Source organism: Neobacillus sp. PS3-12 (genome assembly GCF_030915385.1).
GTDB lineage: Bacteria > Bacillota > Bacilli > Bacillales > Cytobacillaceae > JAEVLT01.
Genome location: NZ_CP133268.1, coordinates 1,042,155 through 1,062,923 on the forward strand (window position 1 = coordinate 1,042,155; position 20,769 = coordinate 1,062,923).

General features: G+C 37.6%; 22 protein-coding genes and 1 pseudogene. 4 read left to right on the plus strand and 19 right to left on the minus strand.

Annotated elements, in window-relative coordinates; genetic code table 11:
* Positions 1-117 precede the first annotated feature (117 nt).
* From dnaK to gpr, 7 genes are all read right to left on the minus strand, one after another.
* On the minus strand, positions 118-1,953 hold the full coding sequence (gene dnaK, locus RCG17_RS05460) for a molecular chaperone DnaK (RefSeq protein ID WP_308174236.1): 1,836 nt from the start codon (positions 1,951-1,953) through the stop codon (positions 118-120).
* 34 nt (positions 1,954-1,987) lie between these two features.
* On the minus strand, positions 1,988-2,596 hold the full coding sequence (grpE, locus tag RCG17_RS05465; protein WP_308174237.1) for a nucleotide exchange factor GrpE: 609 nt from the start codon (positions 2,594-2,596) through the stop codon (positions 1,988-1,990).
* Positions 2,597-2,707: 111 nt separating this feature from the next.
* Positions 2,708-3,739, minus strand: coding sequence for a heat-inducible transcriptional repressor HrcA (hrcA, locus tag RCG17_RS05470; protein WP_308175771.1), 1,032 nt, complete (start codon positions 3,737-3,739; stop codon positions 2,708-2,710).
* A 78-nt stretch (positions 3,740-3,817) separates the two neighbouring features.
* A complete protein-coding gene (gene hemW, locus RCG17_RS05475) occupies positions 3,818-4,963 on the minus strand; it encodes a radical SAM family heme chaperone HemW (protein ID WP_308174238.1) in 1,146 nt (381 codons plus the stop codon).
* 78 nt (positions 4,964-5,041) lie between these two features.
* Positions 5,042-6,877, minus strand: coding sequence for a translation elongation factor 4 (gene lepA, locus RCG17_RS05480; RefSeq protein WP_308174239.1), 1,836 nt, complete (start codon positions 6,875-6,877; stop codon positions 5,042-5,044).
* A gap of 157 nt (positions 6,878-7,034) precedes the next feature.
* The gene (locus RCG17_RS05485) at positions 7,035-7,352 is read right to left on the minus strand and encodes a DUF3679 domain-containing protein (protein ID WP_308174240.1); all 318 of its coding nucleotides are present in this window, start codon (positions 7,350-7,352) and stop codon (positions 7,035-7,037) included.
* Between the two features lie 45 nt (positions 7,353-7,397).
* Complete coding sequence (gene gpr / locus RCG17_RS05490) at positions 7,398-8,525, minus strand: GPR endopeptidase (RefSeq protein ID WP_308174241.1); 1,128 nt, start codon at positions 8,523-8,525, stop codon at positions 7,398-7,400.
* A gap of 211 nt (positions 8,526-8,736) precedes the next feature.
* On the opposite strand from gpr, the gene rpsT reads away from it, so the two are divergent.
* Positions 8,737-8,997 carry a 30S ribosomal protein S20 gene (gene rpsT, locus RCG17_RS05495; protein WP_308174242.1) on the plus strand — a complete coding sequence of 87 codons (261 nt, stop codon included), beginning with the start codon at positions 8,737-8,739 and terminating at the stop codon, positions 8,995-8,997.
* Between the two features lie 40 nt (positions 8,998-9,037).
* On the opposite strand, the gene holA is transcribed toward rpsT, so the two are convergent.
* Positions 9,038-10,054, minus strand: coding sequence for a DNA polymerase III subunit delta (gene holA / locus RCG17_RS05500; RefSeq protein WP_308174243.1), 1,017 nt, complete (start codon positions 10,052-10,054; stop codon positions 9,038-9,040).
* A gap of 285 nt (positions 10,055-10,339) precedes the next feature.
* Here holA and RCG17_RS05505 point away from each other — a divergent pair, with 285 nt between their 5' ends.
* A complete protein-coding gene (locus tag RCG17_RS05505; RefSeq protein ID WP_308174244.1) occupies positions 10,340-10,474 on the plus strand; it encodes a YqzM family protein in 135 nt (44 codons plus the stop codon).
* A gap of 67 nt (positions 10,475-10,541) precedes the next feature.
* Here the strand turns inward: RCG17_RS05505 and RCG17_RS05510 are convergent, their stop codons facing one another.
* From RCG17_RS05510 to RCG17_RS05520, 3 genes are all read right to left on the minus strand, one after another.
* Positions 10,542-12,869: a DNA internalization-related competence protein ComEC/Rec2 gene (locus RCG17_RS05510; protein WP_308174245.1), complete on the minus strand. Its 2,328-nt coding sequence runs from the start codon at positions 12,867-12,869 to the stop codon at positions 10,542-10,544.
* Positions 12,870-12,926: 57 nt separating this feature from the next.
* On the minus strand, positions 12,927-13,355 hold the full coding sequence (locus RCG17_RS05515; protein WP_308174246.1) for a deoxycytidylate deaminase: 429 nt from the start codon (positions 13,353-13,355) through the stop codon (positions 12,927-12,929).
* Positions 13,356-13,435: 80 nt separating this feature from the next.
* A complete protein-coding gene (locus RCG17_RS05520; RefSeq protein ID WP_308175772.1) occupies positions 13,436-13,882 on the minus strand; it encodes a helix-hairpin-helix domain-containing protein in 447 nt (148 codons plus the stop codon).
* 302 nt (positions 13,883-14,184) lie between these two features.
* Here RCG17_RS05520 and comER point away from each other — a divergent pair.
* Positions 14,185-15,010: pseudogene (gene comER, locus RCG17_RS05525) on the plus strand (late competence protein ComER).
* 111 nt (positions 15,011-15,121) lie between these two features.
* On the opposite strand, the gene RCG17_RS05530 reads toward comER, so the two are convergent.
* Genes RCG17_RS05530 through RCG17_RS05565 form a run of 8 tightly spaced genes read right to left on the minus strand, consistent with a single transcriptional unit; the run spans position 15,122 to position 20,188 of the window.
* Complete coding sequence (locus RCG17_RS05530; RefSeq protein ID WP_308174247.1) at positions 15,122-15,877, minus strand: class I SAM-dependent DNA methyltransferase; 756 nt, start codon at positions 15,875-15,877, stop codon at positions 15,122-15,124.
* Positions 15,874-16,230 carry a ribosome silencing factor gene (rsfS, locus tag RCG17_RS05535; protein WP_308174248.1) on the minus strand — a complete coding sequence of 119 codons (357 nt, stop codon included), beginning with the start codon at positions 16,228-16,230 and terminating at the stop codon, positions 15,874-15,876. Before rsfS ends, RCG17_RS05530 begins: the two co-directional genes overlap by 4 nt.
* Before the next feature lie 4 nt (positions 16,231-16,234).
* Positions 16,235-16,801: a bis(5'-nucleosyl)-tetraphosphatase (symmetrical) YqeK gene (yqeK, locus tag RCG17_RS05540; RefSeq protein ID WP_308174249.1), complete on the minus strand. Its 567-nt coding sequence runs from the start codon at positions 16,799-16,801 to the stop codon at positions 16,235-16,237.
* Positions 16,791-17,360 (minus strand): nicotinate-nucleotide adenylyltransferase, encoded by a 570-nt coding sequence (locus RCG17_RS05545; protein WP_308174250.1) that lies wholly within the window; start codon positions 17,358-17,360, stop codon positions 16,791-16,793. The genes yqeK and RCG17_RS05545 overlap by 11 nt, the downstream gene beginning before the upstream one ends.
* A gap of 25 nt (positions 17,361-17,385) precedes the next feature.
* Entirely contained in the window at positions 17,386-17,679 is a 294-nt protein-coding gene (gene yhbY / locus RCG17_RS05550; protein WP_308174251.1) for a ribosome assembly RNA-binding protein YhbY, read from the minus strand.
* Positions 17,666-18,514: a shikimate dehydrogenase gene (aroE, locus tag RCG17_RS05555; RefSeq protein WP_308174252.1), complete on the minus strand. Its 849-nt coding sequence runs from the start codon at positions 18,512-18,514 to the stop codon at positions 17,666-17,668. The genes yhbY and aroE overlap by 14 nt, the downstream gene beginning before the upstream one ends.
* A 51-nt stretch (positions 18,515-18,565) precedes the next feature.
* Positions 18,566-19,669 carry a ribosome biogenesis GTPase YqeH gene (yqeH, locus tag RCG17_RS05560; RefSeq protein WP_308174253.1) on the minus strand — a complete coding sequence of 368 codons (1,104 nt, stop codon included), beginning with the start codon at positions 19,667-19,669 and terminating at the stop codon, positions 18,566-18,568.
* A 3-nt stretch (positions 19,670-19,672) separates the two neighbouring features.
* On the minus strand, positions 19,673-20,188 hold the full coding sequence (locus RCG17_RS05565) for a YqeG family HAD IIIA-type phosphatase (RefSeq protein WP_308174254.1): 516 nt from the start codon (positions 20,186-20,188) through the stop codon (positions 19,673-19,675).
* A gap of 437 nt (positions 20,189-20,625) precedes the next feature.
* Between RCG17_RS05565 and RCG17_RS05570 the strand changes: the two genes are divergently transcribed.
* Positions 20,626-20,766 carry a sporulation histidine kinase inhibitor Sda gene (locus RCG17_RS05570; RefSeq protein ID WP_308174255.1) on the plus strand — a complete coding sequence of 47 codons (141 nt, stop codon included), beginning with the start codon at positions 20,626-20,628 and terminating at the stop codon, positions 20,764-20,766.
* Positions 20,767-20,769 lie beyond the last annotated feature (3 nt).

Sequence of the window (20,769 nt, forward strand, 5' to 3'; positions counted from 1 at the left end):
TTTTTGGATGTTTCTCTATCTGAATCTACGCCTAGGACATTTTCCATTTAATCAACCAGCAAAGAAAAAGCCAAAGTCTATAGACTGACTTTGACTTTCTCCTAAGCTGTGGGACGATTATTTATCGTCTTTTACTTCTTCAAATTCTGCATCAACGACATTATCGTCTTTGCCGCCGCCAGTTCCTTGGTCTTGGGCTCCTTGTGCAGCTTGAGCTTGTTTCGCTGCTTCTTCATAAAGCTTAACAGTTAGATTTTGTACGATCTCCTGTAATGCATCCTTCTTAGAGCGTATCTCTTCAAGGTCATTTTTTTCAATCGCAGCTTTCAGTGCATCCTTGGCTTCGTTCGCTTTTGCAACCTCGGAAGCATCCGCCTTTCCTTCAAGATCTTTCAGTGTCTTTTCAGTTTGGAATACAAGCTGGTCGGCTTCGTTGCGAAGTTCAACTTCTTCCTTACGTTTCTTGTCGGCATCAGCGTTCTCTTCTGCTTCTCTTACCATTTTTTGAATTTCTTCTTCGGAAAGACCCGTTGAAGATTTAATTGTAATTTGTTGCTCTTTGTTTGTACCAAGATCTTTGGCACGAACATTTACGATACCATTTTTATCAATATCAAATGTTACCTCAATTTGAGGGATACCGCGTGGTGCTGGCGGAATGTCTGATAATTGGAAACGACCAAGCGTTTTATTATCCGCTGCCATTGGACGCTCACCTTGAAGAACGTGAATGTCCACTGCTGTTTGGCTATCAGCTGCAGTAGAGAAAATTTGTGATTTTGAAGTTGGGATTGTTGTATTACGGTCAATAAGTCTAGTAAATACGCCACCCATTGTTTCAATTCCTAAAGAAAGTGGTGTAACGTCCAGTAAAACAACATCCTTAACATCGCCAGTAATAACTCCGCCCTGAATAGCAGCTCCCATAGCCACTACTTCATCTGGGTTAACACCGCGATGCGGTTCTTTTCCAGTTGCTTTTTTAATTGCTTCTTGAACGGCAGGGATCCGTGTTGAACCACCGACAAGAATTACTTTATCAAGCTCTGATGGCGACAAACCAGCATCACTTAGGGCTTGACGAGTTGGTCCCATTGTCCGTTCAACAAGGTCTGCAGTCAATTCATCGAATTTTGCACGCGATAATGTAACTTCAAGGTGAAGTGGACCTGCAGCGCCTGCAGTGATAAATGGTAATGAGATCTGAGTTGTGGTCACACCGGAAAGATCTTTTTTTGCTTTTTCTGCAGCATCTTTTAACCGCTGTAATGCCATTTTATCTTGAGAAAGGTCAATTCCATTTTCTTTTTTAAATTGGTCAACTAGGTAGTCAATAATAGCTTGGTCAAAATCATCCCCACCCAAGCGGTTATCCCCTGCAGTAGCTTTTACTTCAAAAACGCCATCGCCAAGTTCTAGGATCGATACGTCAAATGTTCCGCCCCCAAGGTCATAGACAAGAATGGTTTGATCTTGGTCCGTTTTATCAAGACCGTAAGCAAGGGCAGCCGCAGTTGGCTCATTGATAATCCGTTCAACTTCCAAGCCGGCAATTTTCCCTGCATCTTTTGTTGCTTGACGTTCTGCATCATTAAAATAAGCTGGAACTGTAATAACTGCTTTTGTTACAGGCTCTCCAAGGTAATCTTCAGCATATGATTTTAAATGTTGCAAAATAATAGCAGAAATTTCCTGAGGTGTATATGGTTTTCCTTCTGCCTCCACTTTATGTGCAGTTCCCATATGGCGTTTGATCGAAATGATCGTATTAGGGTTAGTAATTGCTTGCCGTTTGGCAACTTCTCCAACTTGGCGTTCACCATTTTTAAACGCAACAACTGATGGAGTTGTACGGTTTCCCTCTGGATTTGGAATTACTTTAGGTTCCCCGCCTTCTAAAACAGCAACGCATGAGTTCGTTGTTCCAAGGTCAATACCGATTATTTTACTCATTAGGTTTTCCTCCCATATTTCAATATGTAAATGATTATTGATTCACTTTAACCATTGATGGCCGAATGACTTTATCTTTCAAAAGGTAACCCTTTTGGAATTCTTCAATGACAATATTTGATCCGAAATTCTCATCATTCCCCTGCATAACAGCTTGATGCAGATGTGGATCAAATTCTTTTCCTACCGCTTCAATTGGCTGTAATCCTTCTTTTAATAAGACATCAAGCAAACTGCGATAGACCATTTCCATTCCTTGCTTTAAGGACTTCGCCTGATCATTATCTACTTCCATTGATAATGCTCGTTCAAAGTTATCAACTGCAGGCAAGATATCTATAATCAGTTTTTGAGCCCGATATTTTTCATTCGCCTCAGCTTCAATTTTGGAACGTCTGCGGGAATTATCAAAATCTGCTTGAAGTCTTAAGTAACGATTCTCAAATTCAGCTAATTTCTTTTCAAGCTCATCATTTTTTTCTAGTAGCGATTGCAATTGATCTGGAACAGCCTCTTCCTCATTAACAGTGTTTTGCTCTTCTGCAAACACAGGCTCCACTGTTTCCTTATCGGTAAGTTCCATTTCAATCGTTTGCTCTGCTAGTTTTTCATTGTTGATTGTATCATTTTTCTCAACTGTCAACTTACTCACCTCCTTAAAGGTCATTTATCGAAAATCTATATCAAAAAATATAGTTCATGGAAAAGGGGATGGAATAAAAAGGAATTCCACCCTTATTCAATATTTCCAGCGTTATTTATTTTGATACAAATTCGTCAATACAGATGTCAAATCACTGCTCAAAAATTTCAATAAGCTAATCACTCGTGAGTATTCCATCCGTGTTGGTCCCAATATGGCTATCGTCCCGAGCTTTTCAGACCCAACAGAATAAGTAGCGGTGATCAAGCTGCAATTTTCCATGGCACTAATGTTGTTTTCCGTACCAATCTTGACATTTATACCAGTGGGATTTTTCTTAATCAGATCGTAAATCCAATCTTCGTGTTCAATCATGTTCATGAGATTGCGAATTTTATCCAGGTCATGGAAATCCGGCTGACTCAAAATATTTGCTTTTCCACCAAAAAACAACTTCTCATTCGGAGATATTTTAAACGTTTCAGCAACTGTATGAAGCATTAAATCAAAGTTCTGAATATGCTGCCGTAAAAGTGAGGCAACTTCTTTATAAATTTTATCGTTTAATTCTTCAAGTGGAACGTTAATTAAGCGGTCATTTAATATATTTACCGTTTTTTCCAGCTCTCCAACGTCTATGGAAGACGGCAGGTGTAATGTACGATTTTCTACGTGGCCTGAATCCGTGACAAAAATAGCAACAACAGTTTCTTTATTGATCGGAATAATCTGGATCCGCTTGAGTTTATTAATACTTGCCGCTGGTCCCAGGACAATCGATGTATAATTTGTTAATTCTGATAATATCTTTGCAGATCTTTGAATGATTTTTTCATACTCAAATATCTTTTCAGCAAAGATCGATTTTATCTTGATAATTTCTTGTTGATTCAACCGTTGGGGTGACAAGAGATGATCAACATAATACCGATATCCTTTTTCAGATGGGATCCGTCCTGAAGAAGTATGCGTTTTTTCAATAAACCCCAAATCCTCCAAGTCTGCCATTTCATTTCGTATTGTTGCAGAACTAAAGGCAATGCTCTTGTTTTTCGATAGGCTTCTGGAACCTACTGGCTGTGCGGATTGAATAAAGTCATCAACAAGAACTTGTAAAATTAATAATTGACGGTCTGTTAACAACATTCATCACCTCTGTTAGCACTCCCTAACCTCGAGTGCTAATTCTAATAATAAATTATCAAATTGAGGGGGATCGTGTCAATCATTACATATTCCCAAGAACGATTGAAATACTTCGTTACCCAAAAGCCGCCCCCTTTTAGTTAAATATATGTTTTTACTATTTGTTTCTAGCCAGCCTTTTTGAACCGAGCTTGTTATTTCATTTTGAAATAAAGAGATTGGGTCAAGGCCAAACTTGTGAAAAAACTTCGGTATGGAAACACCCTCCTTTTTCCGCAAGCCCAAAAACATTTCTTCCTCCATTTGCTCAGCCTTCGATACTTTATTTTCTTCCAATACTGGAAAATCGCCCTTCTTAATCATTTCCATATATTTTTTTAATGGTCCAACATTTGACCTTCGAAATCCATCAACATAACTATGTGCTCCTGCTCCAAAACCAAAATACTCCTCGTTATTCCAATATGTCAGATTGTGCCTGCTTTCAAATCCTTGCTTAGAAAAATTACTAATTTCATATTGGCGATATCCGTGAAGTTCCATCTCTTCCATTAAAAGTTCGTACATTTCAGCTTCAACATCTTCTCCTGGAGTGAGAAGTTTACCTCTTTGCATCAAGTTATAGAAAACGGTTTTAGGCTCAATAATCAGGGAATAACCGGAATAATGTGGAATTTCCAATGAAAAGGCCTCTTGCAGTGTTTCTTTAAAATCTACAATAGTCTGACCGGGTAAACTAAAAATCAAATCAATACTAATATTTTTAAATCCTATTTTCTTGATCGCAGCAATCGAATGAATGATATCATTGGCACAATGTGCTCGGCCAATCTTCTTTAAAAGTTCGTCATTAAAGGTCTGTGCCCCAAGACTTATTCGATTTACCCCAGCATCTTTTAATATTTGCAATTTTTCAACCGATAAATCACCCGAATTTGCCTCAAAGGTAAATTCCAATTGTTCCCCGGTAGGCAGGTTATTTCTAATGATTCTGCATAAACGGTCCAGTTGCTTTTCATTTAACGCTGTAGGGGTCCCTCCCCCGACAAAAATGGTTTCTAAGTGTTCCGTACGACAGTTGTTTAATGTCATGGCTATTTCTTGTTCAAGTGCCTCCAAATAATCATCAACTGGCTGGCCCTGTAAAAATACTTTGTTAAAGTCACAATAATGGCAAATATGGTGACAAAATGGGATATGAATATATGCTGATTTAATCATAAGTCTCACCTTCTCAAATTTAAAAAAGAGGCTGGCTCCCCCTATTCTATCTCGTGGCGAGCCAAACCCCTTTAACTTTTATTTCTTTTGGTTATTATCGTCCATTTTTAAAACGGCCATAAATGCTTCCTGTGGCACCTCAACAGAACCAACCTGCTTCATCCGTTTTTTACCTTCTTTTTGTTTTTCGAGCAGCTTCCGCTTACGTGAAATATCTCCGCCGTAACATTTGGCCAATACGTTTTTGCGCATTGCTTTGATGGTAGAGCGGGCAACAATTTTTTGTCCAACGGCAGCTTGAATCGGTACCTCAAATTGCTGTCTTGGAATTAATTCCTTTAATTTTTCAACAATTATTTTCCCACGTTCATAGGCAAAATCCTTATGAACAATAAAACTTAAAGCATCAACCGTTTCTGCATTTAACAATATGTCCATTTTCACTAATTTAGATGGTTTGTAGCCAATTAGTTCATAGTCAAAAGAGGCATAACCTTTTGTACTGGACTTTAATTGATCGAAGAAGTCGTATACAATCTCTGCTAAAGGAATATCATAGGTGATCGTGACACGATTCTCACTTACGTATTGCATATCAATGAAATTACCCCGTTTTTGCTGGCACAGTTCCATAATTGCTCCGACATAATCATTTGGCGCCATCATCGTCGCTTTTACATATGGTTCTTCGACTCGGTCAATCTTTTGCGGGTCAGGCATATCAGACGGATTGTCCACTCTTATTTCAGTTCCATCTGTCATGATTACATGATAAATAACACTTGGTGCCGTGGTAATTAAATCAATATTGAATTCCCGTTCAATCCGTTCTTGAATAATTTCCATATGAAGAAGGCCCAAAAAACCACAGCGGAAACCAAATCCAAGTGCTTGGGATGTTTCCGGCTCAAATTGAAGGGCCGCATCATTTAGCTGTAGCTTTTCTAATGCTTCACGTAAGTCATTAAATCTGGAATTATCGATTGGATAAAGTCCGCAGTATACCATCGGGTTCATTTTACGGTAACCAGAAAGAGGAACAGTTGCTCCATTTTTTGCGTTCGTGATCGTATCACCGACACGGGTATCTCCAACATTCTTGATGGATGCGGTTAAAAAGCCTACATCTCCAACTGTCAACTCATCCCGTAAATCTACCTTTGGCGTGAAAACTCCAACTTCATTTACTTCAAACTCTTTGCCAGTTGCCATCATTTTAATTTTGTCGCCTACTTTTACCGTTCCTTCGGTAACCCTGATGTAAGCAACTACTCCCCGATAAGCATCGTACAGGGAATCAAAGATAAGCGCTTTTAAAGGGGCTTCAGGGTCTCCTGTTGGTGCAGGTATCGCTTTAACGATTTGTTCTAGAATTTCTTCGATCCCAATCCCTGCTTTGGCAGATGCGAGGACAGCTTCAGACGCATCTAAACCAATTACCTCTTCAATCTCATTACGAACCCTTTCAGGGTCAGCACTCGGCAGATCAATTTTATTGATGACCGGTAAGATTTCAAGATCATTGTCTAGCGCAAGATATACATTTGCAAGCGTTTGTGCTTCGATACCTTGGGCTGCATCAACAACCAAGATCGCTCCTTCACATGCTGCAAGGCTGCGGGAGACTTCATAGGTGAAGTCGACATGTCCTGGAGTATCAATTAAATGGAAGATATATTCTTCACCATCTTTTGCTTTATATTTAAGCTGTACCGCATTTAATTTTATGGTAATTCCGCGCTCACGCTCAAGGTCCATAGAATCCAACAGCTGATCTTTCATTTCACGGGAGGATAAGGCATTGGTCTTTTCTAATATACGGTCTGCCAATGTTGATTTTCCGTGATCAATATGAGCGATGATTGAAAAATTTCTAATTTTAGATTGACGTTTAAGTTTTTCTTCTCTGTTCACTGGTAGTTCACTCCTACTATACTCGCACAATGTACACTATTTTTGATTATAACAGTAGGAGTTTCAAGATTCAATCTTAAGTAGTTCAAAGGGTACCTCCCGCTTTTCAAAAAGTGCCAATAAAAAAGCAGCACCGAGTGGTACCGCCTTTTTGAAATTATTTTGCAACTATCCTTATGATATTTCTTGAGGTATGAGAGATTCCATCTGATAACTCCTTACCCATATAAGAAAAAAAGTTAAAGGAATTCATTTTTTCAAGTTTTTGCTGCTTTGCCGCTATATTATGGCTGAAATGATCATTTTCAATTGACGTGTTCAAATCCTGCATTTTTAAAGAAATGTTCGATTGTAATTTCGAATGACTTATTCCTTTCATACCATTCATGCCATTGTAGGCAAGCTTCATCCCGACAAAAGTAAAAAGGAACATTATGGTTAATAAACAAAAACTTTTAAAAATAAAAATTTTCATATCCTGCACCTTATCTCTTTTTTGGTAGGAGTTTTTTCATGCTTATTACCTTGTATAAAAACCAGCATTTCCTTGATTAACAGTATGATGTAAAGAAGCATTTAATCCACTTGCAATAAGATTGGCCATATCCTCGATAAACACATCCACTTCTTTTGGAGTAACCATTAGGTTATGCCCTAATGGAGAAAGGACCTCATAGATCAATTTTCTTTTTTCATCATCCGAAAGTGTTCCAACTATTCCCATAAATGTTTTCCGTTGTTTTTCCTCTGGAAGATCATCATCCGTTAACTTTTTTCGTTCTCCAAAACTCATTCCAGCTGGAGCAAGTGCACGGGATGGGCGGTTGCCCTCCCTCATTTCTTTCCCAAAATGTTTTAAAATAAAGTCGATTGTATCACTTGTGATCGAAACAGCGTCAACAACCGTTGGGACGCCAATTGCGATTACAGGAATGCCCAATGTTTCTTTACTTAATTCCTTTCTTTTATTCCCAACGCCTGATCCAGGATGGATGCCCGTATCGGAAATTTGAATAGTGGAATTGACCCTTTCAATCGACCTTGCCGCTAATGCATCAATCGCAATAACAAAGTCAGGTTTTGTTTTTTCTACGACACCAAAAATAATATCGCTAGTCTCAATTCCTGTTAACCCCATAACCCCTGGAGACAGGGCACTAACCGAGCGATATCCCTCTTCTATGTTTTCCGGCTGTAATTGAAACAAATGCCGAGTAACCAAAAGATTTTCACAAACCATAGGTCCCAGTGCATCCGGAGTGACATTCCAGTTACCTAGCCCAACGACAAGACATGAGTCAGTTTTCTTTATTCCAGTTCCCTCCAAAAAGTGGGAGAACTCATTTGCAAAGATCTCCTCAACCTTTTGTTGCAGTGGAGTATCCTGTTCACGAATCCCTTGAACTTCAATTGTTAAATACCTACCGGCTTTTTTGCCAAGCTGGTTTTCCCCCTCTCCAGATACTTCCACTAAGGAAATTTTTATGTCATTTACTTCTTTTTCTTTTATAACAACGCCTTCAATTTGTGACAAATTTTCTTCTTGTTCTACCGTACCATCAGCTTTCTGTGCTAAGGCCATCTCTGTGGCTTCGATCGCTAAATCGGTCCTAATTGAGTATTTACTTAAATCAATTGATCCCTTCAAATTGAACTCACTCCATTTCCTGTTTCCACCCTCTTAATTATTTGTATGTTAACCTTATTTCAAAAAAACATTCAGGGATAATGGTTTCAATATGAATCAAGTATTGCAATATAGGCCACCGTTTGATAAAATATCATTTGTTCTTAATTATTGTTAATGAATGTTTTAGTCGAGTTTATATAGTCTCGATTCTTTTTAGGAGGTGAACCGGATGCCAAACATTAAATCTGCTATTAAGCGTGTTAAAACAACCGAAGTACGTAACGCTCAAAACACTACTGCAAAATCTGCAATGCGTACTGCTGTGAAAAAGGTAGAAGCTGCTGTTTCAGTAACTGACAATACCGCTGCTAAAGAAGCATATGCAACTGCTGCAAGTCAATTAGATAAAGCTGCTGCAAAAGGTCTTATCCACAAAAATGCTGCTGCTCGTAAAAAAGCTCGCCTAATGAAAAAAATCAATGCACTTTAATAACAAAAAAAACGATTCCCCGCGGAATCGTTTTTCTGTTTTATGTGGTCAATTTTAGAAAAAACATCTCGAGTAAAAGGGATTTATCCATTTTACCTGTCTTCATTTGATAATCAGCTTCTGCCAGCTGCTTCATAATCCAAGCTAATTCCTCATCCTTAAATTTTTGTATCTGCTTTAGTATTAATTTCACCCGATAAGGATTTGCTTTCAGCTGTCCGGCAATTTGCATTTGCCCATAACCCCTGCGTGCTAACTCCTTTACCTGGTAAATTAGCCGAAAATGCCCCGCAAGTACTGCTAAAATCTTAATCGGTTCTTCATTTTGTTTTAATAAATCATAATAAATTCTTAAAGCTCCATCAAGTTTTCGATCCATGACTTTATCAATAAGTGCAAAAATATTTTGTTCCAAGGATTTTGCCACTAATTTCTCAACAATATCGACATCGATCATCCTTGTGTCTGTCACATACAAGGCGAGCTTATCAATCTCGCTTGTTACCATGAATAAATTGTTTCCGACGAGTGTAATAATTTGCTCAACTGCATCTGGAGCAATTTCAATTTTATTATAACTTGCACGTGTTCTAATCCAATCTTTAAGTTCTTGCTCATTTAGAGCCTTGGCTTCTACTGTCACTGCCGTTCTTTTTAATTCTTTCGTAATTTTTTTGCGTTCATCCAGCTTTTCATATGGGGCAGATAGAACCAAGACAGAATTGGGGGCTGGTTGTTTCAAATAAGCCTCTAACCTGGAGAGATTATGTTCAACCTTTTCCTTGATTTTTTCCGCAGTTAAAAACGTGGGATTTTGTAAAAAAAGAACTTTTTTCTCCCCTAAAAATGGGAACGTCTCCGCATCTTCTAAGGCAACTTCAATCGGTGTTTCTTCTAAATCATAAATAGACAAATTAAAATCCTTTTCATCTTCCTTTAATATACGATCAAGCAATAATTGCTTTGTTTCATTTATTAAAAAGGATTCTTTTCCAAACAACAAATATACCGGAGCAATCTGTTTTTGTTTGATTTGTTTCCAAATCTCCATTACCATTTTTAGACCCCCAAACATTCAATCTATATACTAATCGTAATGAAGGTTAAGGGATTTTACAAGCATTCAAAGAGAATAAGCACTTATACGATATAAGTGCTTGTTCTCGATCTATAGTAAACGTCAGTACAATAGGCCCTAGGAACCATTTGCAGGTGACGGAATTCCTGTTTGTAAAATTAGTTTGGCAACTTTGAGATAAACTATTTGTGTAAACTCTTGTCATTAGAGGAAGTCTAGATTTTCTTTTCCAATTCTTTTATAATGAAAATAGGAGGGATGACTGTGAACGAATTTGAAAAAAATGTCCAGAGTAAGCGAAACGATGCAACAGATTCAGCAGTTGGTTTTATGTGGTCATTTGGCTTTTTTGCAATAATTTTTATTATTGCGACAGTCATAAAATTAATTGGTTCTTAATAGGTTTAAGGCTACATATGGCTGCATATTCTGCAGTCTTTTTTCTTTCTAATTATTTGTTTGTATTCTATGGCAGGAAGGTAAAAAATGTTCCTTTTCCATTGAAAAAACGATAACTTATTTGCCCTTGAAAATCTGTTCGAAAAATGGCTGCACCGATATTGGTTAACTTTTCAATTACTTCCCTGTGAGGATGGCCAAACCGATTTTTTTCACCTACTGAAATTAAGGCAACTTTTGGCTGAAAATGCTTTAAAAATATTTCGGAAGAAGATGTTTTGCTGCCATGATGCCCCACCTTCAAAATATCAATGGTAACATTTGGATATCTATTAACGATTTCCTCCTCCCCTGGCTGATCCAAATCTCCGCCGAAAAACCAATTAAGCCCGCCGATACTGGCTAAAATACAAACAGATCCTCTATTCCGATCACCTTGAAAGTCTTTTTCAGGAGAAAGGACAACAAAATGACTAACTCCTTGTTTCCATTGATTTCCCCTTGATACAAATACGATCGGGATTTTCTTTTTGGCTGCTTCTTTTTCAATTGCTCTTTCAGTTTCTGACCTTTCCATCATATCTGACATGACTATTTGCCTCACATTGAGTTCTTTTAAGACCGCAAATGCTCCACCAATATGATCAGTGTCCCCGTGTGTTAGAATCAACTTATCAATTCTGGTAATTCCTTTTCCTTCTAAAAAAGGGACGACCACATCTTCACCAGTTTCAAAAACTTTGGTACGCTTTTGCCACGGCTTCGTACTAAATTGTAATGTGCCGCCTGTATCAATTAAGTAATTTCCCTGATTAAATGGAAGATGAATCAAAATACTATCCCCCTGTCCGACATCAATCACCGTCACCTCGCCGTAAGGGTTAAATTGCTTCCAACAGACCGGTAAAAGCAATAAGATTGAACATAAAATAAAAATAATCTTATCTTGTTTTTTTTGCTTATTTTTCTCCCATACGATAAACATGGTAAAAACAATCAGGCAATCCAGGATTAAAAAAAAGGTTCCTGGCCTTCCAGGGGTAAAATTAGCAAATGAAGATTCACTAAATATTTGGACCAACCTATTGGAGAATTGAACAACATACATAAATCCATTCATGAAAAGGTCGGGGACTGTTCTAAATAGAATTTGAAATAGGAGCAGAATGTACACACCAGGCAGAAATAGATAGGAGTATAAAGGTATAAATAGTAAATTAATGAAAATGCTCACCAATGAAAATCCAAAAAAATGAAATAATAGAATTGGAAGTGAGGCTAATTGGGCTGCAAGAGTTGTCATTAGCAGTTGTATGACAATATTTTGATAGCGACTGAGGATGGAATGACTTGATAGGATAATGGCACCGCTCACCGAAAAAGATAACTGAAATCCGACATCAAATAAAACAAATGGTTCAATCAAAAGAAATAATGAAAATGCCAGACTTAATGCATCAAATGGCAGCAGTTTCAATTTTTTCCCCCATTTTACTGTCAACATGACAAGAAAGATCATCACTACAGCACGAACGACTGATGGGGAACCACCCGTTAACACAGCATATACAGGCAGGAATAGTAACAAAAAAGTGGTCATCGTCTCCCTTGTAACCCCAAGCCGTATACCGATAAAAAAAATCATCCCCACTAAAAGAGAGACATGCAGACCTGAGATTGCTAATAAGTGTGAAATTCCAGCTTTTTGGTAATTGATAAGGAGATCAGGTGACATTAAGCTTCGGTCGCCATAAATAAGAGCACTTGAGAGGGCAGCAACCTCCGAAGGAAACTTAGTTTCTAAATAGTGAATACCTATATAACGTACTTGCTTTATAAGTGTGATTACATTTAATTTTTTGGGGGAGCAATTTTGCAAGGGCATTTTTTTGCTTTCGAGTAGCCAAAAAATTGAATTTCTTTCTAAATAATCACGATAGTTAAAGGCATTTTCATTTTTTGCCTGCTTCGGAGTTTCCAACGATCCGGTTACTTTACATATTTGCCCATAAAAAATGCTTGTTTTAATGAGGTTTTTCTCTTGTTCGGATTGGATTTTATATCGTAAAAGATACCTTTCGTGGTATTTTTGGTCTTCTGCTTTTATTTGGAGCAGGTCTCCATCAATGGTCGGATCATCGAGATATTCGAGAGAAAATTCGGAGGCAGAAGCGGGAGTTTTTGTTTTATTTTGGCTGGCTGCAAGTTCTGAAGATAAAAAAAACAAAAGATAAACTAGGATAAGAAAAAGTAATAGCAGGTTTGAAAACCGTTTATATTTGAATAAAACAAGGAAGTAGATAACAGCTAAAAAGAAAAATAACAAAAATGATTGTAACGAACAAAGAACGCCAAATAGGGAAGCTAAACAAAAATAAATAAATTTTCCATTCATATTCTAACTCCAATCGATTAGAATTAGACCTACTAGAAAAAAAAGCATAGAGAACTGTTACTCTATGCCTTCTTCTTTTGGTAGATAAACCACTTCAATGTCCTTAAAAAAGTGTTTATTTAACTTGTTTGGATATGCATTTCTAAAAACAATTCTAGTAATACCGGACTGGGCTAAAGTTTTTGCACAGTTTTCACATGGTTCGTGGGTTACATATGCTGCTGCTTCCTTTAATAATCCTCGATCAGCATGCAAAACGGCATTATTCTCAGCGTGAACGGTCCTGTGGCATCTGCCATCGTCTCCAATTAGGCATCCAACATCGTCACAATGGTCATGGCCATGTATAGAACCATTATAGCCTGTGGAAACAATATGCTTGTCCTTTACAATAACACAGCCAACATGTAATCTTGGGCACGTCGAGCGAGTGGCTACCTGGTCTGCTATATCTAAAAAATATTCGTCCCAGCTTTTTCTTGACATATTCTATTCCCTCCAAGTATTTCGTTATCTCCTATTAGTTTACTTATAAAAGTTTAAATGGGTCAATCGAAAGTTATCCTCTATTGAACGGAAATGGAATCCTTCAATTTTTCAAAAGTTTTGTCCCCAATTCCGCTAATTTTTTTCAAATCCTCAATGTTTTGGAATAAGCCATTTTCTTGCCGATATTGGATAATAGAAGCTGCTTTGGATGGTCCGATTCCCGGCAAGTTTTGCAGTTCATTTTCATCGGCCTTATTAATGTTGATTTTCCCGCCTTGTGCCCCGGCCCCATTTGTCGATCCTATTGAGGCTGAGCTATTTCCAGGTGAGCCTGTGCTTACTTCCCCTTTTGCAGGAATATAAATAACCATCTCATCTTGAACGTGTGCGGCAAAGTTTACCTGTGTTTGGTCGGCATTGTCCGTAAGTCCTCCTGCCCGCCCGATCACATCAATGACTCTTTCATTTTGATTTGAATGATAAACCCCAGGCTGTTTGATTGCTCCTTTTACATCTACAATTATATCAACATCCTTCTTTTCTTGTTTTGCAGATTCATTTTGACTTTTATCTTGATCAGTTTCATTTTGTACCGTTGGAGGTGAACTCGTTTCTACTCAGGTTATACCTTGTTCTTTCGTTGTAACTGGCTGGTAGAAATAAAAATAATACACGATTCCTGAAACTAACAAAGCGCAAGCCACTAAATAAAACTTGTACCTTGTGATCCATGCCTTCACATTCAATCATCCTTTCTATAGGTATAATTCAAAATGGCTTTTCATATGGTTATAAAAGAAACTTTCGTTTAAGGAGGGTTGGAATCATGAAAATTGGTATCATTGGTACCGGGAATATGGGAAGAATTTTAGTGGAGGCCTTCATAGACGGAAAAGCGGTGTCCCCTATATCATTAATGATTACAAATAGGACAAAATCAAAAGCATTGATGCTTAAAAATAAATATAAAGATATTAAAGTTGGGAGGAGTGCCGGAGAGGTTGCGACAGAGTCGGATTTAGTTTTTGTGTGTGTTAAACCATTAGATGTGTTTCCAATTATCCAGGAAATATCTCCATTCCTTACTAAAGATAAATGCCTCATTTCCATAACAAGTCCAATCAGCACGGAACAAATAGAAAACATCGTCGACTGCTCTGTGGTTAGAGCCATTCCAAGTATAACAAACCGTGCCTTCAGCCGGTGTTTCATTGTTGACGTATGGAAATCATTGCAATCCCGTTTGGAAGGTATATGTACAACAACTATTTGCTAAAATTTCTGTCCCTGTAGAAATTGAGGAAAAAGTAACAAGAGTAGCATCCGATATTGTTAGCTGCGGGCCTGCCTTCTTTAGTTTTTTGATTCAACGCTTTATCCAAGCTGCAGTTAGCGAAACAGGAATTGAAGAAAGGATGGCGACAAAGCTGGCAAGTGAGATGATTGTTGGCTTTGGCAACCTGATTAAACAAGGTCATTACACATTGCCAACTTTAATGGAAAAGGTCATTGTAAAAGGCGGTATAACCGGAGTAGGAATAAATGTCTTAGAAGAAGAATTGGGAGAGGTTTTTGAACATGTTTTCCAAGCAACACAGGAAAAGTTTCAAGAAGATCTTGTTAAGGTAAAATTACAGTTATCAAACAAATAAATTCTCTTTATACTTACGTAAATCCTTCTGAAGAACAAAACTTTTCTAAAAAAATTCACAGAGCCCCCTTGGAAAGAATGATTGTTGTTTCCTCGTTGGGGGCTTGCTATATTATTTTTTTCGGGCCATAAAGAAGATTCTTTCAGAATCTAGCTGCGGCTTTTTTTTCTCAAAATCAGCAGAAATCTCCAGAATTTCAAACCCTGCCTCCTCCAACCACCCAGAATATTGTTCGATTGAAAATGTTCGCTGTTCATGAAACTCATCAATTCGATTATATTTTCCATCAGCAGGATCCTGTACAAAAAAGCTCAATTCATGCTCAACGCTATTAGGGTGCTCTCCAGGAAAGCTATTCCAAATATAGGCAATATTTTCATCGCATAATGTAAAGGTTTGATCAATAAACAATTCTTTAATTTTAAAAATAGAATGCACATCAAAAAAAAGAATGCCATCTTTATTCAAACATTGAGAGGCTTTTAAAAAAGTACTTAAGACCTTTTCTTCCGTCAGCAAGTAGTTTAATGAATCACAAAAGATTCCGATGATATCAAAACTTCCGAGGCCCTCTAACTCTGCCATATCCTGTTCAAATAAAGGAATCATAACTCCATGATTTTCTGCTTTTGCTCTAGCAACGGCAAGCATATCCGTTGATAAATCTACTCCAGTCACTTTAAATCCTTGTTCGGCAAAACGAACAGAAAGTTCTCCGGTGCCGCAAGCCAAGTCAAGCAAAGTATTCCCTTTTATTAGCTTTATTTGATGGTCGTGTAGAGATTTTAGAACAAAATCCACCCATTTATCATACGGGGCATCCTGCATCAATTCATCATAAAGATAGGCAAATTGTTCATAACTCATGAATTAATCACACTGCGAATATCTTCTAATGGAGCATCTCCCCATAAACGTTCAAGATTATAATAAATCCTGTCATCACGATGAAAAACGTGGGCGACAACATCTCCAAGATCAAGTAACACCCATCTCGCTTCATCAAAGCCTTCCATTCGTCTGACTGTATATTGATTCTCTTCTGCTTTTTCTTTTATTTCTCTCGCTATTGCCTGAACTTGCTTATCTGAATTCCCATGACAAATAATAAAATAATCGGCAATAAGGGAAATTCCTTTCATATTAAGGGCGACAATATCTTCAGCTCGTTTATCGTCTGCAGCCTTTACGGCAATTTTAAGTAATTCACGTTGGTCCATCCAATCAATCCTCCTTATTTAATATCAAGTCATTGTAGGTATGAAAAGTTTCTGGGTATATGGCTTGGTTTCTTTTCATTAAGAACATAATTGTATTTTGTACTGCTTTTATTAACGCTTCTTCTAAATTTATTTTGGCCAGATTTCGAACTTCCTCTACTCCTGGGAAATGCCGTCCTGGTTCAATGTAGTCAGCTAAATAGATTACTTTTTCAAGCTTCGTCATTCCTCTTCTTCCGGATGTATGGAAACGAATCGCATCCAAAACTTCTTTGTCCGAAATTTCCGCCTCAGCCTCCGCTAAATATGCCCCAACAGGAGCATGCCATAATTCGGAATTATACTCCAGCAGATCTTTCGGCATTCCTTGAGAAACAATAATTTCTTTCATTTCATCTTTTGGGCGAAATTTTGCATAATCATGAAAGATCGCAGCGAGCTCTGCCTTTTTTTCATCCACGCCATATTTCCTTGCTAAAGAAATAGCAGTTTCCATTACCCCCAATGTATGCTGATAACGATGTTCGGTCAATTGTATTTTAACCATTTTTAATGCTTGTTCACGTTCCATATAGGTGGTTCTCCTCAATAAAATGAATAACTGAATCTGGTAGCAAGTAACGAACCGTTTTCCCTTTTTTTAGTCTTTCACGAATGATACTTGATGAAACCTCCATTGCAGGTACATCCACATAAATAACTGGAAAGCTTGTATCATGGCTATATTCTGGCCTTTCTACACCAACAAACTGAACTAGGTCTACCAGTTCGTTAATTTTGTGCCACTTTGGTAAATATTCAATCATATCTGCACCAATAATGAAGTAAAATTGATCATCTTTGTATGTTTCTCTAATAATCCTCATGGTTTCAACCGTAAAAGAAGGCCCTTGGCGTTCCAACTCAATCGTTGTGACTCGAAACTGTTGGTTTCCTTCGATTGCCAACTTTAGCATTTCCAGCCGCTCTGCATTGGTGATGGATTCTGATTTATGTTTATGCGGGGGTTCCTGATTAGGCATAAACCATATTTCATCAAGGTCTAGAGCATTAAGAACCTCATTGGCAATAAGAAGATGACCATGGTGCGGCGGATCAAAAGTTCCTCCCAGTATCCCAATTTTTCTCATGAGACATGCTCTCTCCTTTTAGGTTCTATCGCGGAAGAGTAATTTGTTTGTTTTCAACTGATTCCTTGTAAAGAACAATGGTATTTCCAATAATTTGAACAAGTTCAGCTCCTGTTCTGCCTGCCAACTCCTCGGCAACAACGGTTTTGTCTTCCTCACAGTTTTGTAACACACTTATTTTAAAGAGTTCTCTGGCCTCTAGAGCATCTGAAATTTGTTTGACCATATTATCATTAACCCCACCTTTCCCTACCTGAAAAATTGGGTCCAAGTGGTGGGCTTTTGACCTTAAGTACCTTTTTTGTTTACCAGTTAACATAGTTTGCGCCTCCAAGCTGCTTTAAAACATTTTCTCTCATTCTTTGAATATCCGGGGAAATTCTAGTCCATTTTTCGAAAGCCAGCGCTCCCTGATAGACGAACATATCGATTCCATTTTGAATTCTGGCACCCTTTTGCCCCGCTTCCTGCAAAAATTGGGTATTAAGCGGATTGTAGATAATGTCACAAACAAGTGCCTGCTGCTTTATATGCAATAGATCAACAGGCTGTTCTGTAACTTTGGGATACATCCCAATCATGGTGGTTTGGATGATTAAATCATATTGATCGAGACTCTTATTTGCCTCATCTAAAGAAATGGCTTTCGATGGAACAGAGAATGGGCATTCTTCTACAAGCTGTACTGCTGTTTCAACTGTTCGATTGGCAATATCAACAGCAACGGGTTTGCTCTTGGCTAAAGTAAAATAAATCGCCCGTGCCGCACCGCCTGCACCAATAAGTAGAATTTTTTGTTCTGAAAGTGATGTAACATAAGTTTCTAATCCCTTAAGAAAGCCTGGTCCATCCGTGTTATAACCTATCAACTTTCCCTCTTCGTTGACGACCGTATTGACAGCTCCAATACTCAAAGCTAATTCATCAACACCATCCAAAAAAGGAATGATTGCACTTTTATGGGGAACAGTTACGTTAAAACCTCCTACACCAAGTGCTTTTAATCCTTTAACAGACACTCCTAAGTCCTCTGGTTTTACTTGAAAGGGAAGATAGACTGCGTCGATATTATAGTGTGTAAATAAATCATTATGCATTAATGGTGACATTGAATGTCCAATCGGATCTCCCAAAACAGCAAAAAGCTTTTTCACAAATCTTCTCTCCTATTCCCTTTTGTTCAGTTTTTTAATCATTAGAAATATCTATATTAGTGATTTTCTTATTAGTGTCTGTACCCCTTTTGGTGCATAAGCAATTACTTTGGCACCCGGATCGTTTATTGTAATCCAGCCCAGGCCGGAGAAAACAATATCAGTTTTTGGCTCTTTAATGATAAATTCTTGTTTTACTAATTCAGGAAAAGAACCCAGTTGATCTTTTCGTGGTGGGGCCAGCATTTCCCCAACATGCTGCTGATAGAGCTGGTCAGCGTTTTCTGTTTTCGTTCGATGAATCATTACATCATTCGAAACATAGCAGACAAACGACCTTCTCCCCCCACTTACATAATCAAATCTGGCTAATCCCCCAAAAAATAATGTCTGATCTTCATTTAGCTGAAAGATTTTTGGCTTTATTTCCTTTTTTGGGGTAATCAGCTTCAAATCTTTTTTGTCTACAAAGTGTGCCATCTGATGGTGATTAATGATCCCTGGAGAATCAATCAGCGATTTTCCATCATCAAGCGGAATTTTAATAATATCTAATGTTGTCCCAGGAAAATGGGAAGTGGTAATAACATCTTGTTCCCCTGTTACTTCTTTTATAATTCTGTTAATAAAAGTAGATTTCCCAACATTTGTACACCCTACTACATATACATCTTTACCGTTACGGAATTCATCAATTGCTGCTGCGGTCTCTTTGATAAATTGCCCTTTTGCTGCACTGACAAGATATACTTCTTCAGCTCTTAAACCTAATTCCTTTGCCTCATGTTTCATCCAACGAATTAATTTATCATGATTCACAGATTTTGGCAGTAAGTCAACCTTATTTCCAACCAGCAAAATCTTATTATCGCCAACAAAGCGATGCATTCCAGGAATCCAACTGCCATTAAAATCAAAGATATCAACAATCATCACGATGAGGGCATCTGATTTTCCTATTTCATTAAGTATTTTTAAAAAATCATCATCCGTTAAACTTACATCCTGGACTTCATTATAATGCTTCAAGCGAAAACATCTTTGGCATATCACTATTTCTTTTTCTAATGAGGATTTAGGGGCATATCCTATTTCACTTGGGTTTTCCGTTTGGAGCTTAACACCGCACCCCATACAAAAGTTTTGTTCACTCACTCTTTAATCCTCCCATTGAATCATACCTTTTTTTCTAAACCAATTTAAAATCCTGCGTTCAACAAAGCGGTTAAACTTTGTGCTAATCCCATCAGATGAGGCTACCGGGACAACCAGGATCGTGTGAAAACCATTACGGTTCCCCCCTAATACATCTGTTAGTAATTGATCCCCAATTACTACAGCTTCTTCTTTTTTTATGCCCATTTGCAATACTGCCTGATGAAAAGCTCGTCCCATCGGTTTTTTTGCTCGGAAAATAAATGGTATTTTCAACGGGTCTGAAAAAGCCTTAACCCGATTTTCATTATTATTTGAAACAATCGTCACTAGAATTTGATTATTTTTCATATTTTCAAACCACTCAACTAACTTTGGAGGAGCCTGCGGTCGATCCCATTCGACAAGTGTATTATCTAAATCGGTAATAATCCCTTTAATACCCCGATTTTTCAATTCATCAGGAGTAATATCTAATACACTTTTAACATGCTCATCCGGTAAAAAATGCTTTAACAATACAGTACACCTCATTAAATGAAATCAAATCTTATTATAAGTTAAATTTATTAATGTCAATAGAAAGATTTCTTCTTATCATAACCAATTTTACCCTTTCTTTCAAAGCAAAAAACTGACAGGAATAGATATTTCTATCATTAATGTATGAAATAAATGTCGATTAGCCCTATTAAATCTCGAATCGAGAAAACTTTTCGACATTCTCTATATTTTTTCACCACTGTGGATAATTTTATTAACATTATACCCATTGATTCTACCATTATTTGTATGTTTATAAACAAGTTAACCACAGGTTATCCACTGTCACCTGTGGATAACAGAACGATTGTTCTTGCAGTGTAAATTTGGTAGATTAAGGGTACAACGTTTGAACGTACAATTATATGTAAATCAATGAGTCGTTAGAACATTTTTGGAGGTGAAAACTTTTCATGCGTAATCTCTCAGACGAACTACTGATTGAATCATATTATAAGGCTATTGAGCTCAATTTAAGCACCGAATTTATCCTCCTTATTGAATCGGAAATCCATCGGCGCTGCCTATTTAACAAAGTGAAAATATCCTCTTAAATT

What these genes read in the sequence shown, in the direction of transcription:
- yhbY (WP_308174251.1), bottom strand. Translation starts at nt 17,679, where the DNA reads ATGTTAACTGGTAAACAAAAAAGGTACTTAAGGTCAAAAGCCCACCAC.
- yqeK (WP_308174249.1), bottom strand. Translation starts at nt 16,801, where the DNA reads ATGGAACGTGAACAAGCATTAAAAATGGTTAAAATACAATTGACCGAA.
- RCG17_RS05510 (WP_308174245.1), bottom strand. Translation starts at nt 12,869, where the DNA reads ATGAATGGAAAATTTATTTATTTTTGTTTAGCTTCCCTATTTGGCGTT.
- RCG17_RS05570 (WP_308174255.1), top strand. Translation starts at nt 20,626, where the DNA reads ATGCGTAATCTCTCAGACGAACTACTGATTGAATCATATTATAAGGCT.
- holA (WP_308174243.1), bottom strand. Translation starts at nt 10,054, where the DNA reads ATGGTAATGGAGATTTGGAAACAAATCAAACAAAAACAGATTGCTCCG.
- dnaK (WP_308174236.1), bottom strand. Translation starts at nt 1,953, where the DNA reads ATGAGTAAAATAATCGGTATTGACCTTGGAACAACGAACTCATGCGTT.
- rsfS (WP_308174248.1), bottom strand. Translation starts at nt 16,230, where the DNA reads ATGGACCAACGTGAATTACTTAAAATTGCCGTAAAGGCTGCAGACGAT.
- rpsT (WP_308174242.1), top strand. Translation starts at nt 8,737, where the DNA reads ATGCCAAACATTAAATCTGCTATTAAGCGTGTTAAAACAACCGAAGTA.
- RCG17_RS05530 (WP_308174247.1), bottom strand. Translation starts at nt 15,877, where the DNA reads ATGAGTTATGAACAATTTGCCTATCTTTATGATGAATTGATGCAGGAT.
- RCG17_RS05515 (WP_308174246.1), bottom strand. Translation starts at nt 13,355, where the DNA reads ATGTCAAGAAAAAGCTGGGACGAATATTTTTTAGATATAGCAGACCAG.
- RCG17_RS05485 (WP_308174240.1), bottom strand. Translation starts at nt 7,352, where the DNA reads ATGAAAATTTTTATTTTTAAAAGTTTTTGTTTATTAACCATAATGTTC.
- hemW (WP_308174238.1), bottom strand. Translation starts at nt 4,963, where the DNA reads ATGATTAAATCAGCATATATTCATATCCCATTTTGTCACCATATTTGC.
- RCG17_RS05545 (WP_308174250.1), bottom strand. Translation starts at nt 17,360, where the DNA reads ATGAGAAAAATTGGGATACTGGGAGGAACTTTTGATCCGCCGCACCAT.